The sequence below is a fragment of the Actinomadura opuntiae genome (genome assembly GCF_030283205.1).
Classification (GTDB): Bacteria; Actinomycetota; Actinomycetes; order Streptosporangiales; family Streptosporangiaceae; genus Spirillospora.
On record NZ_JASNWF010000023.1, the window covers coordinates 44,599 to 62,197 of the forward strand.

The window sequence follows — 17,599 nt, forward strand, 5'->3', positions numbered from 1 at the left end:
TCACCGGCATCTCGCGTGATCGTACGTTCCGGCCGTCCCTCCAGAAAGACCTGAAAGAGGGCCGAGCAAGCTGGAAGAAGGACGCCCGGGTTTTTCCGTCAATTGACCGGCGAATACGGCGGAGCCCGGCCGATTGCGGCCGGGCTCCGCGCTGTGGTCGGTCGGACGGGTCCTCAGGTCGCCGCCGGCGCGGGTTCGCCGGCGGGCGCGGCGGCCGCCTGCCGCTCCCGGCGCCTGCGCAGCAGGTGCGCGCCCCACCAGCCGAGCCCGCGCAGCGCGCACAGGATCGTGGTGGCGTAGAACAGCGTGTAGACGACGTTGGCGAGCATCAGCACCGCGTAGATGACCGCCAGGGATGCGCCGAAGATGAACTGCGCGCGGCCTCTTGACGGCGTGGTCCCCGGGTCGCTGATCATGTAGTTGGTGAACAGGATGAACGCCACACCGGTCATGACGCCGAGGGCGCTGTAGAGCGGGGCGTCCCAGATCCAGTGCCGGACCAGCGCCTGGATCGCGAAGCCGCCCATCCAGCCCATGATGAGCATGACCCGCTTGGTGAGCACCGCGTTGATGACGGTGCCCGCCGTCGCGATGATCACCGGGATCATCACCCGGAACACGCTGTTGGCGTACTCGGTGAACTGGTAGGGCGGGGCGATGCTGACCCAGCTGCCGAACAGCAGCAGAGTCACCGTGATGCCGGTGTTCGAGGGGTTCAGGAAATGCCGCATGCGGCCGTACACGGGCGCCTTGAACACGTGCTTCTGCGCGACCGCGAGGACCACGGCGAACATGATCGGCCACCACTGGTCGTTGGCGAACAGCAGCATGTTGCAGGCGATGCTGGTGATGTGCGCGGGCAGCAGGAACTCGTACAGGCCGCGCGCGCCGCGGCCGAGGAAGCGCGGCGGGCGCCGCTCCGCCCACGCGCTGATCACCTCGAAGACCAGCTCGGTGGTGTAACCCGTGACGATGGCCAGCGGGAACCAGGCCCACGGCTGCTCGAAGCCGAGCACGGTGTAGCCGAGGATGTTGAAGACGCTGATCGAGATGGCGAAGTTGCGCAGCGCGAGGTAGCGCGGGTCGGGTTGCGGGCGCGCGGCGGCCGCGACGGCCGCGGGACGGGCGGCGGCGGGGGTGCCGTCGGCCGGCTGGGTGATGGCGGTCATGAGCTCGCAGCCTCCTCAACCTTGTCGCCGAGCAGGAGGGTGTGGTCGCCGGGGGTGAGCCGGACGGTCTGGTCGTGCAGGGTGCCCGCCTGGTCCGCCCAGCGGATGCGGGCGTTGACGGGCCCGGAGTGGGCGCCCAGGCCGAACCGCACCTCGAAGCTGCGGCGGCCGCTGTGCCCGCCGCCGCCGTCGAGCTGGGAGATCTGCGCGCCGGCCGGGGTCTGGACCTGCACCGTCGCGCCGTAGGCCGGGGTGCCGGGGCCCTGCAGGCCCTGGCCCGCCTTGGCGCCCTTGACGGGCCGGTAGAGGTGCAGGCCGAGGTGGCCGCCGAGGTTCGGGGAGTTGTTGGCGTAGAAGGCGGGCGGCCCCCACTGCCGGGCCACGGCGAAGTCCAGGGCGCCGTTCGCGCGGGTGTCGGCGGTGGCGATGCCGCGGGTGGGCGTCGGCACGTCCAGGCCGAGCCGCTCGCCGACGTCGACGAAGTCCCCGCCGGGCTTCTGGGCGAAGAAGGCGAGGGTGTCGGAGCCGGCGATGTCGTCGCCGGGCTGCACGTCCGGCCACATCGAGGGGTTGGTGTACTGCTGGTCGTTGTTCATGGCCATCTCCTGCAGCCACGGCCACCGGTTGATCTTTCCCTTGACGAACCCGTCGGCCTGGACGATGTCCAGCCGCCCGCTGTTGAGGAAGTCGCCGGTCTTGACGTCCCAGCCCCAGCCGGTCCACGCCAGCCCGCGGTTCTGCGCGCGCTGCTCGAACGGCGCGTCCCCGCGGGCGAGGTCGCGCCGCATCGCGGCCTCGGACCCGGCGCGGTTGACGAAGGCGAGGTTGCTCTCCTCCAGGCCCCACGCCGCGGTGATGTTGCTGACCATGATGTCGAACCGGCCGCGGTGCCCGAGGTCGCCGAAGTCGACGCCCATGCCCTTGAACGAGTCGTGGCCGAGCACGAAGGACTTCGCGGCGCCGGGCGTCCGGTCGCCGGTCGCCTCGGTGAAGGCGACGCGGCCGCGGGCGGAGGCGTTGTAGAGCAGGTGGTCCTTGCCGAAGTCGTTGGCGACGTAGACCTCGGGCCTGCCGTCGCCGGTGAGGTCGGCGCTGGAGATGGCGAGCGTCCAGCCGGTCGAGGCGCCGAAGGGCACGGCGCCCGGCTGCTCGGCGTAGACGGCGGTGGGGTCCTTGCCCGCGGTGGCGCCCGTCCAGCGCAGGACGTGGGTGCCGCCGCCGTTCTTGGCGTTGGACATCGAGGAGTTCATGACGACGTTGGCCTGGCCGTGCGGGTCCAGGACGTCGGAGTCGGGGAAGTAGTTGGCGAGGTAGATGTCGGGCCGCCCGTCGCCCTCCAGGTCGGTGACGTTGACGGCGTTGGTGTTCCAGCGCGGGCCGTGGTAGCGGCCGTCGGGCGAGGCGGCGGGCACCAGCTCCACCGGACGGTAGGACGCGGCGGAAAGCCCCCCGGCATCGGACCTGGCGAGGAACAGGACCGGCGTCCGGCCCCAGTAGTAGACCATCAGGTCCATCCGGCCGTCCTGGTTGTAGTCGCCGGGCGTGCAGCCCATCGGCGCCATGGCGGCGTCCGTGGGCAGCGGCGCCGGGTTCAGGGCGAACGGGGTGAACCGGTCGGCGGCCGGCGCGGTCGGCGCGTAGGTCACCACGGCCTGGTCGGTGCGCGGGTCGACCAGGCACAGGCCGTCGTCGCGGCCGTGCCCGGTGAGGTCGTTCAGGGCGATCGCGGCGCCGACCGAGGAGATCCACGAGCGGATGTGCCGGTACTGGGGGTTCACGTTGCGGACCGTCCGGACCGGGCGGTAGCCCGGCGGCATCGCGATCGGCATCGCGGTGAACCGGTACCTCCCGGCGGCCGAGTCCTCGCCGCCGGCGGCGGCGCCCGGCGTCCGGGCGACGAGGTAGAGCACCAGGAACAGCACGAGGGCCGCGGCGGCGGGAACGGATCTTCGCATGCGCACGCTCGAAAAGAACATCGCTTCCTTTCTCGGGTTCTTTCCCGGCACGGTCCCCGTGCGGGGCCGCGGAGCTGGCGTTCTGCGGGGCTCGGCGGTTCGGCGTTTCCCGTGCACCGGCCGGCCATGACCCATCCAGCGTCACTTTCCCGAAGAAGGCCCGCATCTTCCTAATTGCGGTCAGACCACCATAAAACCGGCGTCTTTTCGGGGCGCCGGCGCCGATTACCCGGGCGCCGGAAAGGGCTGCGCACGGCGGAAGATGCGGCCCGCCCGCCGGTCCGCCGACGCTCGTTGCCATGACCGAGCTTCTGCACAGCGCCGAGTTCCTGCTGGCCGGCGCGGCACGGCGGCACGCCGGGTACGCGCTGCTGCGCGGGCGCGGCGCGGTGAGCCCGATCACGCTGCGCTCCGGCGAGACCGGCTACCTGGTGGTCGGCTTCGAGGCCGCCCGCCGAGCGCTCACCGACCCGCGGCTGCACGGCCGGACCGCGACGCTCGGCAACCGCCGCGGCATGTCCGCCGACCTGCGCCGCGCCATGAACAGCCACATGCTCAACGCCGGGCCGGACGACCACGCCCGGCTCCGCCGGCTGGTGTCGGCCGCGTTCACCCGCCGGCGCATGGAGGGGATGCGCCCGCGCGTGCAGGCCATCACCGACGGCCTGCTGGACGCGGTCGCCGCCGGCGGCTCCGGCCGCGCCGACCTGATCGCCGCGCTCGCGCTGCCGCTGCCCGTCCGGGTGCTGATCGACATGTTCGGCATCCCCGAGGAGGACGCCGGCGACTTCCACCGCTGGACCGACGCCCTCACCACCAGCGCGCTCCCCCTCGACCGGCTGGACGCCACCGCGGCCGAGATGCTCGGCTACATCCGCGGGCTGCTGGACCGCAAGCGCCGCGCCCCGCGCCCGGACCTGCTGTCGGCGCTGGTCGCGGTGCGCGACGGCGGGGACCGGCTCAGCGAGGACGAGCTGACCTCGATGGTGTTCCTGCTGCTCACCGCGGGCCACGAGACCACCGTCAACCTGATCGGCAACGGGCTGCTGGCGCTGCTGTCGCACCCCGGCCGGTTGCAGGCCGTCCGCGCCGACCCGGGGCTGCTGCCCGCCGCCGTGGAGGAGACGCTGCGGTTCGAGAGCCCCGTCCAGGTCGCGCTGCGGTACTGCGTGGAGCCGATGGACCTCGACGGGACGCCGATCCCGGCCGGGGCCACGGTGCTGGTCTCGCTGCTCGGCGCCAACCGCGACCCCGCCCGCTTCCCCGATCCCGACACCCTGGACCCGGAACGCGCCGACAACCCGCAGCTCGCCTTCGGGTACGGCGTGCACCACTGCATCGGCGCGCCGCTCGCGCGCATCGAGGGCGTGGTGGCGATCGGGTCCGTCCTCGCCCGCTTCCCCGAGCTGCGGCTGGCCGAGCCCGCCGACGGCCTGGAGTGGCGGCCCAGCGTCATCATGCACGGGCTCACCGCCCTGCCGGTCGTGCTCGGCCCCGCACGGGACGCCGCGGCCGACCGTCCCGCCGGAACCGCGACGAAAGCAGGGCAGCGCCGATGACCTCAGCCCCGATGTCCGTCGACGAGGGCTTCGTTCCCTGGCCCGCCGACGTCGCGGCCCGCTACACCGAGGCGGGGCTGTGGCACGGCGTCCCGCTCGGCACCCGGCTGCGGGCCGCCGCGGACGCGCAGCCCGAGGAGACCGCGCTCGTCGAGGGCGCCGTCCGGCTCACCTACGGCGACCTGTGGGAGCGCGCCGACGGCGCCGCCCGCCGGCTCGACGGCCTCGGCCTGCGCCGCGGCGACAAGATCCTCGTGCAGCTGCCGAACCGGTGGGAGTTCGTCGTGCTCACCCTGGCCTGCCTGCGGCTCGGCGTCGTCCCGGTGATGGCGCTGCCCTCGCACCGCCGGCACGAGCTGGGCCAGATCGCCGAGCAGGCCGAGGCGGCCGCGATCGCCGTCCCCCGCACCCTCAGGGGCTTCGACCACGAGGGCATGGCGCACGAGATCGCCGCGGCCTGCGGGACCGTCCGGCACGTCCTGGTCGCGGGCGGCCCGACCCGCCCGGGCAGCGCCGACCTCGGCGACCTGTGCGCGCCCGCCTCCGCCCCGGACGCGGCGCGCGCCGCCCTGGACGCCGACCCGCCCGACCCCCGCGCACCGGCGCTGTTCCTGCTGTCGGGCGGGACGACCGGGACGCCGAAGCTGATCCCGCGCACGCACGACGACTACGGCTGCGGGATGGACCACGCGATCGCGGCCTGCCGGTTCGGTCCCGGCACCGTGTTCCTGGCCGCGATGCCGGTGGCGCACAACTTCACCCTCGGCGGGCCGGGCGTGCTCGGCGCGCTGCTGGCCGGGGGCCGCGCGGTGCTCGCGGCCTCCCCCGACCCGGCCGTAGTGTTCCCGGTCATCGAGCGGGAGCGTGTCACCGACACCGGTGTCGTCCCTGCAGTCGCGCTTCGCTGGGTCGAGCATCGAGAGGCCGGGGATCGGCGCGACCTGTCCAGCCTGCGCGCGCTGCAGATCGGCGGGGCGCGGCCGCCCGGCGACCTCGTCCGGCGGATCCGCCCGGTCCTCGGCTGCACCCCGCAGCAGGGATACGGGATGGCGGAGGGGCTGATCTGCTTCACCCGCCAGGGCGACCCCGACGAGGTGGTGTCCGGCACGCAGGGCCGCCCCATCTGCCCCGCCGACGAGCTGCTGGTCGTCGGCGAGGACGGCCGGCCGGTGCCGCCCGGCGAGCCGGGGATCCTGCTGACCCGCGGCCCCAGCACGCCGCGCGGCTACTACCGCGCGCCCGAGCACAACGCGCGCGCCTTCACCCCGGACGGCTGGTACATCACCGGCGACATCGTCCGGCTGCGCCCCGACGGCTACCTCGTGGTGGCGGGCCGCGACAAGGACATGATCAACCGGGGCGGGGAGAAGGTGTCCGCCGAGGAGGTCGAGGACCTCGCGCACCGCGTCGCAGGCGTCGCGCAGGCGGCCGCCGTCGCGATGCCCGACGCGGTGCTGGGCGAGCGGGTCTGCCTGTACGCGGTGCCCCGCCCCGGCGCCCGTGTGCGGCTCGAGGACGTCGTGGCGGAGATGGAGCGCGCCGGGGCGGCCCGGTACAAGCTGCCCGAGCGGCTCGTCCTGGTCGACGCGCTGCCCCTCACCCCCGTCGGGAAGATCGACAAGAAGGCGCTGCGCGACGACGTCCGCCGCAGGGTCAGCCTGGACGGGACGTCTCGGCCAGCCGGCGCGTGAGGTAGCGGCGCTCGGTGTCCGTCCGGGCCAGCGCGAGCGCCTCCCGGTAGGCGTCGGCCGCCGCGCCGCCGTCCCCCAGCCGGCGCAGCAGGTCGGCGCGGGTCGCGGGCAGCAGGTGGTACCCGGCCAGGTCGCCGCCGTCCTCCAGCCGCCGGACGAGCGCGAGCCCGGCCGCCGGCCCCTCGGCCATCCCCACCGCCACCGCGCGGTTCAGCTGCACCACCGACGAGGGCACCAGCTCGGCGAGCCGGTCGTACAGCGCGGCGATACGGGCCCAGTCGGTGTCGGCGGCGTCGCGGGCGGTGGCGTGGCAGGCGGCGATCCGCGCCTGCAGCAGGTACGGGCCAGTGCCGCCCGCGCGCGCCGCCGCGTCCAGCACGGCCACCCCCTCGGCGATCTCGTCGCGGTCCCAGCGGCTGCGGTCCTGCTCCTCCAGCGTCACCAGATCGCCGGCGTCGTCCACCCGGGTGCCGCGGCGCGCGTCGTGCAGCAGCATCAGCGCCAGCAGCCCGCCCGCCTCCGGCTCCTCCGGCATCAGCCGGGCCAGCACGCGGGCCAGCCGGATCGCCTCGGCGCACAGCTCCCGCCGGACCAGCTCCGACCCCTCGGTGGCCGCGTAGCCCTCGGTGAACAGCAGGTAGAGCACCCCGAGCACGGCCGTGGTCCGCTCGGGAAGCTCGGCCGCCTCCGGCACCCGGTACGGGATGCCCGCGTCGCGGATGCGCCGCTTGGCGCGCTGCAGCCGCTTGGCCATCGTCGCCTCCGGGACGAGGAAGGCCCGGGCGATCTCCGGGACGGTCAGCCCGGCCAGCGTGCGCAGGGTCAGCGCGACCCGCGCCTCCAGGGGCAGCGCCGGATGGCAGCAGGTGAACATCAGCCGGAGCCGGTCGTCGCGGACCCCGCTGACCAGCGCCCCCTCGTCGGGGCCGGCGCCGTCCTCCGCACGCTCGGCCAGCACGGCGAGCTGGCGCAGCTTGGCGGCGCCCGTCGCCTCGCGGCGCAGCCGGTCGGTCGCGCGGTTGCGGGCGGCGGTGGTGAGCCACGCCCCGGGGCGCCGCGGCACGCCGTCGCGCGGCCAGCTCTCCAGGGCCCGGGCGAACGCGTCCTGGGCGCACTCCTCCGCCAGGTCCCAGTCGCCGGTCAGCCCGATGAGGTAGGCCACGATCTGGCCCCACTCGTCGCGGAAGGCGCCGTCGAGGGCCGACTCCACCCCCGGCGTCATGCGGCCTCGAACGGGTGTCTCACGAGCCCTCCCTGCACGGTCCGTGCGGCACGCCCATCGTAGCCGCCGCCGGCTCCCGCGGCGGCGGGGCGTCGCGGGCCGTCACTCCCCGTCACCGGCGCCCCGGCCGGCGTCGGCCACCGCACGATCGAATATTCGCACGGCCGCCGGCTTGGCTAGTCTCAGGACAGATGATCAAGAGGTGACGGCCGCGGGGCCGGCCACGGGGTGTGACAGGGGGCCGCGAACGTGAAACCGCCCAGTCCGACCGGCGCGGGCGCGGCGCCCGCGCGGGCGCGCCGATGAGCCCCCGCCGGCACGACCCGCGGATGCGGCCGGCGCTCGTCGACATCGCGGCGCGGCTGCTGCGCGAGGAGGGGCCGCAGGCGCTCACGGCCCGCCGGCTCGCCGCCGAGGCGGGCTGCTCCACGATGGTCGTCTACACCTACTTCGGCGCGATGAGCGGGCTGATCCGGGAGGTCGTCCACGAGGGCTTCGCCCGGCTGCAGTCGCACTTCAACCGGGTCGCGATCACCGAGGACCCGGTCGCCGACATGGCGCTGCTCGGCCGCGCGTACCGGCTGAACGCGCACGCCAACCCGCACCTGTACGCGGTGATGTTCGGCGCGGCGTCCCTCGGCGGGTTCTCGCTGTCGGAGGCCGACCGGCAGCACGGCCGCTACACCCTCGTCGACGTGGTGCACTGCGCGCACCGCTGCGTGCGCGCGGGACGGTTCGCCGCGGGCGACGCCGAGCTCGTCGCGCACCAGATGTGGAGCGCCATCCACGGGCTCGTCACGCTGGAGCTCGGCGAGTACCTGGTCGCCCCCTACGACGCCGACGTGTGCTTCGAGGCGCAGCTCGTCGCGCTGATGGTGAGCGTCGGCGACACCCGCGAGGCCGCGGCCCGGTCGGTCGCCACGTCGCTGGAGCGGCTGCGCGCCGAGCTGCGGCCGGCGGTCGGCCAGACCGTCCGCTGAGCCGTCCCTCCCCGCCCCGGACGCCTGCGGACGGGGGCCCGCGGCGGCCCGCCTTGGATAGCATGCGGGCGTGAAGTACATGCTCATCTTCTGCAGCGACGCGTCGACCGGCATGAGCGCCGACGAGGTCGGGAATGCCGCCGCCGCGATGGAGGGCTGCGAGGAGTGGACGCGGGACATGGAGAGCCGCGGCTTCCTGCGCGGCGGTGCGGGCCTGCGGCCGAGCGACGAGGCGCGCACGCTGCGGGTCCGCGACGAGCAGGTGCTGCTGTCGGACGGCCCGTTCGCCGAGACCCGCGACCAGATCGGCGGGTTCAGCCTGCTGGAGTGCCCGGGGCCCGACGAGGCGCTGGAGGCGGCGGCCGGGCACCCGTGGGCCCGGGTCGGCCAGATCGAGGTCCGGCCGGTCTGGGAGCCCTGAGCCTCGGGGAACCCTGAGCTTCGGGGAACCCTGAGACGGGGAACCCTGAGACGGGGAGCCCTGAGACGGGGGCCCGGCCGCCGCGCGCCCTCGGGTGCGCGCCCGCCCTCAGCCGCTCGCGGGACGTCCGGACGCGGCCGCCGCGAACTGCCCGGGGGCGCGTCCCGGCCCGGCGGGCCCGCGGTAGGCCTGCGCGATGTCCAGCCAGCGGTCGGCCTCGGGACCGTCCGCGGTGACGGCGACGTCCGCGCGGTGCCGGCGCCGCGTCACCAGCAGGCAGAAGTCCTCCGCCGGGCCGCTGACCCGGTCCGGTGCGTCCTCCGGGCCGAACGTCCACTGCGCGCCGGACGGGGCGGTGATCTCGAAGCGGAACTCGTGCGCGGGCGGGGTGAGCCCGCGCGTCTGATAGCCGAAGTCGCGGGTGAGGATCGCGAACCCGACCAGGTGCAGCAGCCGGTCGGTGCGCTCCAGGCGCACGCCGAGCGCGTCGGCGATGTCCTGGCCGTGCGCGAACGTCTCCATGATGCCCGCGCAGGCCAGGATCGCCGGGGGCAGCGGGTTGACCAGCCACGGCACCGTCCGGTCCTCGGGGAAGGCGGCGAGCGCCGCGATGCCCTCCGCGCGCTCGCGCTCCCAGACGGCGAGCAGGTCCTGCGGTGATCCGGTGGGGTACTCGCGCAGCGCGGCGTTCACCGCGCCGTTGAAGTCGCCCTTGGCGCGCTCGGTGAGCGCCTGGAACGCCGCGGCGTCGGAGGCCGCGGTGCCGGCCAGCCGGAAGATGAACGCCAGGTGCGCCACCTGGTCGGCGACCGTCCAGCCGGGGGCGGGGGTGGGCCGCGCCCACCCCGCGCCGTCCAGGCCGTCGACCATCCGGCCGATCTGCGCGCTCTCGGCGTCCAGGTCGGCGATCACGGTTGTCAGGTCCGTCACGAGCCGGTCCTTTCCCGATGCGGAAGCCCGCGGGCAGCGGGCGGATCCAGCGTCCCCCCGCCGCCCCGCGGGCGTCTCGTTCGATCGTGCGGACCTGGACCCGCCGGTCAGTCCGCGACCGGTGCGGGCTGCTCCGCGCGCCCCGGTTCGCCGGTCCGCTCGCCGCGCCGGAAGATCTCGCCGGGCCACCACATCCACCGGCCGAGGTCGAGCGCGGCGGCCGACACCAGCACGGACCGGACGACGAACGTGTCCAGCAGCACGCCGAGCGCCACCGCGATGCCGATCTCGGCCATGAACGACAGCGGCAGCACGCCGAGGGCGCCGAACGTGCCGGCGACCACGACGCCCGCCGAGGTGATGACGCCGCCGGTCGCGGCGAGCGAGCGCAGCACGCCCTCCCGCGGCCCGCGGCGCAGCGCCTCCTCCCGCATCCGCGTGGCGAGGAAGATGTTGTAGTCGACGCCGAGCGCCACCATGAACACGAACGCCCAGAGCGGGAAGGACGGGTCGGCGGCGGGCAGGTCGGCGACGTGGTCGAACACCAGCGCGCTCAGCCCCAGCGCGGCGCCGAACGCGAGCAGCACCGTGGCGACCAGCACCAGCGGCGCGACGACCGCCCGCAGCACGAGCAGCAGCAGGACGAGCACGCCGAGCAGCACCAGCGGGATCACCACGGCCCGGTCGTGCCGGGACGCGCGCAGCACGTCCCGGCTGACCGCGTCGCCGCCGCCCACCTTGGCCTCCGCGCCGGGCACCGAGCGCACCGCCGACCGGACCCGGTCGACCGTCCGGTACGCGGCGCCGGATCCGGGCTGCGCCGTCAGCGTGGCCTCCAGGTACACCGCGTCGCCGGCGGTGCGGGGCGCGCTCACGCCCGCGACGCCGGGGGTGTGCGACACGGCGGCGGCGAGCGGGCCGCCCGCCGCGGCCCGTCCGACGACCTGCAGCGGCTGTCCGGCGCCGGCGGGGAAGTGCCGGTCGCTGATCTGCTGCCCGACGACCGAGTCGGGCTTGTCGCGGAAGGAGTTCGTGCCGCTGAAGCCGTTGGCGTTCAGCCCGAGCACGCCGAGCGACAGCGCGCCGAGCACCACCGTCGTGCCGATCCAGATCACCCGCGGCCGCGCGGCGATCACCCGGCCCGCCCGCGCCCACAGGCCCTCGTGGCCGGGGTCGCCGGCGTCGGCGGTGGGACGCGCCGGCCAGAACAGCCACCGGCCGAACACCACCAGCAGGGCGGGGAGGAACGTCAGCATCACGGCGAGGCTGACCACGACGCCGATCGCGGCGACGGGGCCGAGGCTCCGGGTGGAGTTCAGGTCCGCGGCCGTCAGGCAGAGCATCGCCAGGGCGACGATGCCGGCGCTGGCGCACAGGCTCAGCGCGGAGCGGCGCAGCGCCGCCGCCATCGCCGCGTGCCGGTCGGTGTGCCGGCGCAGCTCCTCCCGGTACCGGGAGGTGATCAGCAGGGTGTAGTCGGTGGCGACGCCGAACACCAGCACGATGAGCACGAACGAGCTCTCGCCGCTGACGGTCAGCCCGGCGTGCTCGGCGAGCCCGTAGATGATGGCCTGCGCCACGTTCAGCGACACGAACGCGCCGATGAGCGGCAGCACCCACAGCACCGGACTGCGGTAGGTCAGCACGAGGATCGCGATGACGACGAGGACGGTCACCGCGAGCAGGCGGGAGTCCAGCCCCTTGAACGCCTTGCCGGAGTCGGCCTGGAAGCCGGCCTGGCCCGCCACGTGGGCGTGGAGGCCGCCGCCTCCGGCGCGGGCGGTCGAGCGCAGCCGGTCGACCATCGGGCCGAGCGCCGGCCACCCCTTCCGGCCGACGTTGATCTGCACGACCGTCTCCAGGACCCGGCCGTCCTTGGACGCCATCGGCCCGACCACGCCGACGACCCGGCTGTCGACCTCGCCGCCGGACCTCTCGGCGAGCGCGGTGAAGCGGCGCGCGTCAGCGGCGGCCTTGGCGCGGTCGGCGGCGGTGACGGCCGCGCCGTCCCGGTTGTAGACGACCAGCGCGGGATAGGTGTCGCGCGAGTGGAACCGCTGCGCGACCGCCAGGGCGCGGGTCGACTCGGCGTTGCCCGGCAGCCACTGGGACGCGTCGTTCTGCTGCGCGTCCGCGAGCTTGGACGACAGCGACCCGGTGGCGAGGAAGACGACCAGCCAGAACAGCACGACCAGCCATTTGGTCAGCCGCCCTCCGGGGAGCCCGGACAGCCTGTGCACCACGGACATGGGAACTGCAACCTCCCGCTCGTGTCGGATCAGTCGCCCTACCGACGAACGCGGGACGGCGGAAAGGACAGCCGGCGCCGGCGAGATCCCGCACGGAGGAAGTGCGCAGAAGAACGGCGCCCGCCCGGTCCGCGAACGGACCCGGCGGACGCCGATGCGGCCGGGCTCTGCCCCTAGAAATCCGCCCCCGGGAAGAAGGCCCTCAGCCCTCGAAGAACGCGGTGAGCGTCGAGGCGAGCACATCCGGGGCGGCGTCGTGGCTCTGCCCTTCCAGTTCCGCGAGGGTGCCGTCGGGCAGCAGCTCCGCGAGCCGCCGCGCGACCTGCTTCATCGGCTCGGGGCCTGCGCCGCCGTAGGCGACGAGGGCGGGCACGGTGATCCCGGCGATCAGGTCGTCGGGGATCGTGCCGTCGCCGCCCGCCGCGATGGCGGCGTGGTCGTAGGGCAGGGTGTGCGCGATCCCCTCCAGCGCCGGGAACATCGGGGCGTGCCGCATGCCCTGCGCCATCTCCTGCGGCATGCCGATCCCGGTCATGAACTCCACCACCGCGTCGCCGCGGCGGCCCTCGTCGAGCAGCGACTGGACCGCCTCGGCCCGCCGCGCGGCGTGCTTGCGCGCCTCGTCCTCGTCCGGGACGAACGGCACCTCGTACACCGCCACCCGGGACACCGGCACGCCCGCGGCGGCCGCCCGCAGCGCCAGCGCGCCGCCCGAGGAGATCCCGAACAGCGCGGGCCGGCCGCCGACCGCGCCGGCCAGCGCGGCCAGGTCGTCGATCTCGCGGGCTATGTCGTAGTGCGGGTGGTCGCCGCTGTCGCCGCGTCCCCTGCGGTCGTAGCGGACGACGGTGAAGCGCGGCTCGAGATGCTCGGCGAGCGGCACCGCCGAGCCCCGGTCGTTGAACGCCCCGCCCACCAGGATCACCGCCGGGCCCTCCCCGGACCGCTCGAACGCGATCGGGGTGGCGTCTGCCGAGGTCACGATCTCCATGGCTTGTCCCCTTCGTGGTTGCCGTCTGCCTCTTTCGCCCTACCGACGAACGAGGGGCCCCGGAGAGGACACTTCCAGAATCCGCGCCGCGCGCCCGGCGGACGCGCGGCGCGGGGGCCTCACTCGCCCCAGCGGAAGTAGATGACGGGCGGCTCGCGGCCCGGCACCGAGACCTGCCGCAGCGCCACCCGGTCGAGGCCGAGGACCTCGTGCAGCGCGGCCGTCTCCCCCGGCCACTTGGGGTGGGCGAACTCGTCGAACGCGACGATGCTGCCGCGCGTCAGGTGCGGCAGGATCGCCTGCAGCGTGTCGCGGGTCGGCTCGTACAGGTCGAGGTCGAAGTAGGCGAGGGCGATGACGGTCTCGGGGTGGTCGGCCAGGTAGCGCGGCACCGTCTCGCGGACGTCGCCCTTGACCACGAAGCTGCGCCGGGTGTGCCCGAACGGCTCGCCGACCTCGTGCGCCTCCAGCACCTCGCGCAGGTGGCCGACCTCGTCCGGCGGGACGGCGAACCGGCCGTCCACCGCGCTCGGGCTGGCCCGGTCGATGTCGGCGATGCCGGTGAGGCCCTCGAAGGTGTCGAACCCGATGACGCGGCGCAGCGAGTTGTAGGGCTCGTAGACGTGCCGCAGCGCGGTCAGCGCGGCCAGGTGCCGGCCGTGCAGCACCCCGAACTCCATGACCACGCCGGGCAGCTCGGGGATCATCCGGTACAGCGCGTCCATCGACAGCAGGTCGCTCAGCTCGAACCGGCGCAGGTAGACGGTCAGGTTGTCGATCAGGTACTCGGGCGGGATCGGGGTCGCGGCCAGCAGCTTGGCCAGCCGCTCGCGCGACTCGCGCTCCTGCTCGCCCTCGTGCGGGACGGTCCTCGGGTCGCGGTACTGGCTCTCGGTCATCTGCGTCCTTTCGCGCGGGCCGCGGCGGGCCGGGCGGTCACCCCGCCGCCCCGGTGCGGGCGGACTCCACGGCCCGGTAGAGCGCCCGGATGTTGCCGGAGCCGAACGAGCGCGACCCCAGCCGTTCGATCACCTCGAAGAACAGGGTTCCGCGCGGGTGCGCGGACCGGGTGAAGATCTGGAAGAGCTGCCCGTCGTGGTCCTCGTCCACCAAGACGTTCAGCTCCCGCAGCCGCGGGACGGTGTGCCGGGCGACGGTCAGCCGGCCGGGCAGCAGCCGGTAGTAGGAGTCGGGGGTGGTGAGGAAGTCGACGCCGGCGTCGCCCATGGTCCGTACCGTCCGGGTGATGTCGGGCGTGGCGAACGCGACATGCTGCACGCCGGGGCCGTCGTGGACCTTGAGGAAGTCGTTGATCTGGCCCGCGGCCCGGGACGCGTCCGGTTCGATCAGGGTGAGGGTGACCTCCCCGGACGGGCTCTGCACGACGGTGGTCACCATCGCCTGCGCGCCCACCGCGATGTGCTCGGTGAAGATCATCTCGAAGCCGAGGGCGCGGCGGTAGAACTCCACCGTGCCCTCCAGCTCGCCGGCTTCCACGCAGACCGCGATGTGGTCCACCTCGAACAGGCCGGTGTCCGGGCCGTCCTCCCCGGCGGACCCGGGCCGCGCCGGAAGCCCTGGCAGGGAGCGCGCGCCGGCGCCCGCGGGGCGCTGCACGAACGTGTGGACGGTGTCGCCGAACGCGCCGATCGTCGCGGTCACGAACCCGTCCCGCTCGATCGGGGCGGCGACCGGCCGGGCCCCGGACGCGACGGCCCGCGCGTAGGCGGCGCGGGCGTCGGGGACGCCGAGCGCGATGTCGGCGACGCCGTCGCCGTGCCGCGACAGGTAGGCGGCGCCGGGATGGTCGCCGTCCGGCGGGGCGGTCAGCACCAGCCGGATGCCGTGCGCGCCGAGCGCCGCCGAGCGGCCGTCGGCCGCGGATCCGGCGTCCGCGTACGGCCGGAATCCGTAGCCGCCCGCGAAGTGCCGGACACCGGCGTCGACATCGGTGACGTAGAAACGCAGATGGTCGATCGACATATCTGTGAACGGCGACCCTTGTGCCGGTGACATCATTTCCTCCACCGTGGGAGTTCCACTTTCCTCATTGTCGGCGCCGCCCGGCCGCCCGGGCATCTCCGGTATTGCGCTCAGACATCGCGGAATTTCCGCAGCTCGGGGAACGAGTCGAGATCCGGCGCGGTCCAGCCGTCCAGGTCGTACTCGGCCATGCAGCGCTCGGCGAACGCCTTGTAGCCGTCGATCTCCCCGCCGGCGAGCTGCGCGGTGAACAGGTCGAGCCGGGTCGTCTCGTGGCTGCCGAAATGGTTCAGCTCGTACAGTTCGTGGCGGCCGCCGAACTCGGTGCCCACCGCGTCCCACAGCAGTTTCATCAGTTTCACGCGGCCGAGCGCGTCGGTGCCGTCGGAGCCGCGGAGATACCGGTCGAGATAGCCGCGGATCTCGGGGTTCCCGAAATCGGCCGCGGACGAATTGACGTAGATGAGGCCGCTGGCGACGTCCTTGAGGATGTTCTGCCGGATCGCCGGGTACGCCTGCTGCATGAACCACCGGTAGGCCAGGCCGTACTGCAGGTTCGGCAGGACGGCGCCGTCGTGCCACGGCGTGGGGTTGCGGGCCGCCGCGTCCGACAGCGCCCAGAACAGGTTCCGCCAGGCCAGCACCTCGCCGACCCGGGTCTGCACGCCCCGGAACGCGTCGGTGCCGTTGATCTCCAGCGCCTTGACCAGCAGCCCGGCGATGAACTCCAGCTTCACCGCGAGCCGGGTGCAGCTGTGGAACGTGCCGCGCTCCAGGAACCCCGACTGGCCGGTGAACAGCTGCGACCGCCCGACGTCCCCGTAGACGAACACGTTCTCCCACGGGACCAGGACCTCGTCGAACACCAGGATCGTGTCGTTCTCGTCCAGCCGCGACGACAGCGGGTAGTCGAACGGGCCGCCCATCACGGCGGACGCGGCGGTGTAGGACGTCCGGCAGATCAGCTTCACCCCCGGCGCCGCCATCGGCACCGCCGCCACCAGCGCGAACTCCTTCTTCCTGATCGGCAGCCCGTAGTGGGCGATGAAGCTGAAGTGGGTCAGCACCGACCCGGTGGCGACCACCTTGGCGCCGCTGATGACGACGCCGGCGTCGGTCTCCCGGACGGCGTGCACGAACACGTCCGCGACCTCGTCGGGCGGGCGGGTCCGGTCGACCGGCGGATGGACGATCGCGTGGTTGAGGTAGAGGACCTTCTCCTGCGCCTCGGCGTACCAGCGGCGCGCGTTGTCGTCGAAGGGGCGGTAGAAGTCGGCGTTGGCGCCGAGGGTGCTCAGGAACGCCGCCTTGTAGTCGGGGCTGCGCCCCATCCAGCCGTAGCTGAGCCGCGCCCACTCCGCGATCGCGCGCTGCGCGGCCACCAGGTCGTCCGCCGACCGCGGCGTGGTGAAGAACGGATGGGTGTAGCCGCCGCTGCCGGTGTCGGTCGGGCAGGTCAGGACGTCGCGCCGGGCCGGGTCGTGCAGCGCGTCGTACAGCCGGGCCGTCATCGCCACCGGGTTGCGGAACGCCGGGTGCCGGGTCGGGTCCTTCACCCGGTCGCCGTACAGGTACACCTCCCGCCCGTCGCGCAGGCTCTCGACGTACTCCTCGCCGGTCAGCGGCCGGGACCCGGCCATCAGTCGACGACCGTGCCGCAGGAGACGTTCACCACGGTGCCCGTCATCGCCCCGGCGCGGTCGGAGGCCAGGAACGCCGCGACGTCGGCGACCTCCCGGACCGACGGGCGGCGCCGCAGCAGCGCCTCCTGCTCCACCACGTCGGTGATCGTCGCGCGGTGCGAGGCGGGGTCGGGGTCGGCGAACGGCTCGGCGATCCCCTCGGGGCGCAGGCACACCACGCGGACCCCGGACGTGCCGAGCTCCCCGGCGAGCGCGCGGGTCAGGCCCTCGATCGCGGCGCAGGCCACGCCGAAGCCGCCCATCGGGATCGGGGTGCGCAGCGCGACCTTGCTCAGCGTCCCGGTCGCGCTCAACGTGAGGATCACCCCGGACCCCTGCGCGGCCATGCGCCGGGCCGCCGCCCGCGCGGTGAGGAAATGCGCGGTCGTGGCGATCTGGATGGGCCGCAGGTAGTCCTCGGCGGCCAGCTCGACCATCGGGGTGGCCTGCACGTCGCCCCACGTCCCGACCGCGTTGAAGGACACGTCGATGCGTCCCGCGGCAGCGGCGACCGCGGCGGTGTGCTCCTCGACGGCCCGCTCGTCCAGCGCGTCGACCTCCGCGGTCTCGGCGTCGCCGCCGGCCTCGGCGATCTCGGCGGCCATCTTGTCCAGTGCGGCCCGGGTGCGGCCGGCGAGGAACACCCGGGCGCCCTCCCGGGCGAACGCGCGCGCCACCGCGCCTCCCACCCGGCCGCCGCCGCCATAGACGACGGCGTTCTTGTCCTGCAGCAGCATCGGCTCCTCCGCGGGTCGTCCGGATCTCTC

At 74.2% G+C, this 17,599-nt stretch carries 14 protein-coding genes; 4 read left to right on the top strand and 10 right to left on the bottom strand.

What is annotated here, in order from left to right:
* Positions 1–173: 173 nt before the first annotated feature.
* Both QP089_RS38765 and QP089_RS38770 read right to left on the bottom strand, forming a co-directional pair.
* Complete coding sequence (locus tag QP089_RS38765) at positions 174–1,169, bottom strand: enediyne biosynthesis protein (RefSeq protein WP_285918901.1); 996 nt, start codon at positions 1,167–1,169, stop codon at positions 174–176.
* Positions 1,166–3,124 carry a CRTAC1 family protein gene (locus tag QP089_RS38770; protein ID WP_285918902.1) on the bottom strand — a complete coding sequence of 653 codons (1,959 nt, stop codon included), beginning with the start codon at positions 3,122–3,124 and terminating at the stop codon, positions 1,166–1,168. The genes QP089_RS38765 and QP089_RS38770 overlap by 4 nt, the downstream gene beginning before the upstream one ends.
* A gap of 299 nt (positions 3,125–3,423) precedes the next feature.
* Here QP089_RS38770 and QP089_RS38775 point away from each other — a divergent pair, with 299 nt between their 5' ends.
* A complete protein-coding gene (locus QP089_RS38775; RefSeq protein ID WP_285918904.1) occupies positions 3,424–4,683 on the top strand; it encodes a cytochrome P450 family protein in 1,260 nt (419 codons plus the stop codon).
* Entirely contained in the window at positions 4,680–6,374 is a 1,695-nt protein-coding gene (locus tag QP089_RS38780) for a (2,3-dihydroxybenzoyl)adenylate synthase (RefSeq protein WP_285918906.1), read from the top strand. Before QP089_RS38775 ends, QP089_RS38780 begins: the two co-directional genes overlap by 4 nt.
* On the opposite strand, the gene QP089_RS38785 is transcribed toward QP089_RS38780, so the two are convergent.
* Entirely contained in the window at positions 6,337–7,596 is a 1,260-nt protein-coding gene (locus tag QP089_RS38785) for an RNA polymerase sigma factor (protein ID WP_285918908.1), read from the bottom strand. The two genes, QP089_RS38780 and QP089_RS38785, sit on opposite strands and share 38 nt — an antisense overlap.
* A gap of 302 nt (positions 7,597–7,898) precedes the next feature.
* Between QP089_RS38785 and QP089_RS38790 the strand changes: the two genes are divergently transcribed.
* Together QP089_RS38790 and QP089_RS38795 are read left to right on the top strand one after the other, a co-directional pair.
* Positions 7,899–8,576 (top strand): TetR/AcrR family transcriptional regulator, encoded by a 678-nt coding sequence (locus QP089_RS38790; protein ID WP_285918910.1) that lies wholly within the window; start codon positions 7,899–7,901, stop codon positions 8,574–8,576.
* Positions 8,577–8,655: 79 nt separating this feature from the next.
* Entirely contained in the window at positions 8,656–8,997 is a 342-nt protein-coding gene (locus QP089_RS38795) for a YciI family protein (protein ID WP_285919064.1), read from the top strand.
* A gap of 108 nt (positions 8,998–9,105) precedes the next feature.
* Here QP089_RS38795 and QP089_RS38800 read toward each other — a convergent pair whose 3' ends face one another.
* The 7 genes from QP089_RS38800 to QP089_RS38830 all read right to left on the bottom strand — a co-directional run bounded on the left by QP089_RS38800 (position 9,106) and on the right by QP089_RS38830 (position 17,569).
* On the bottom strand, positions 9,106–9,927 hold the full coding sequence (locus QP089_RS38800) for a TIGR03084 family metal-binding protein (protein WP_285918912.1): 822 nt from the start codon (positions 9,925–9,927) through the stop codon (positions 9,106–9,108).
* A gap of 107 nt (positions 9,928–10,034) precedes the next feature.
* Positions 10,035–12,176, bottom strand: a complete 2,142-nt coding sequence (locus tag QP089_RS38805; protein WP_285918913.1) for an MMPL family transporter — start codon at positions 12,174–12,176, stop codon at positions 10,035–10,037.
* A gap of 202 nt (positions 12,177–12,378) precedes the next feature.
* Positions 12,379–13,167 (bottom strand): alpha/beta fold hydrolase, encoded by a 789-nt coding sequence (locus tag QP089_RS38810; protein ID WP_285918915.1) that lies wholly within the window; start codon positions 13,165–13,167, stop codon positions 12,379–12,381.
* Positions 13,168–13,286: 119 nt separating this feature from the next.
* Complete coding sequence (locus QP089_RS38815; RefSeq protein ID WP_285918918.1) at positions 13,287–14,066, bottom strand: class I SAM-dependent methyltransferase; 780 nt, start codon at positions 14,064–14,066, stop codon at positions 13,287–13,289.
* 37 nt (positions 14,067–14,103) lie between these two features.
* A complete protein-coding gene (gene hppD, locus QP089_RS38820; RefSeq protein ID WP_285918919.1) occupies positions 14,104–15,150 on the bottom strand; it encodes a 4-hydroxyphenylpyruvate dioxygenase in 1,047 nt (348 codons plus the stop codon).
* Positions 15,151–15,260: 110 nt separating this feature from the next.
* Complete coding sequence (locus QP089_RS38825) at positions 15,261–16,790, bottom strand: 4-hydroxyphenylacetate 3-hydroxylase family protein (RefSeq protein WP_285918921.1); 1,530 nt, start codon at positions 16,788–16,790, stop codon at positions 15,261–15,263.
* On the bottom strand, positions 16,790–17,569 hold the full coding sequence (locus QP089_RS38830) for an SDR family NAD(P)-dependent oxidoreductase (RefSeq protein ID WP_285918923.1): 780 nt from the start codon (positions 17,567–17,569) through the stop codon (positions 16,790–16,792). Before QP089_RS38830 ends, QP089_RS38825 begins: the two co-directional genes overlap by 1 nt.
* Positions 17,570–17,599: the final 30 nt, after the last annotated feature.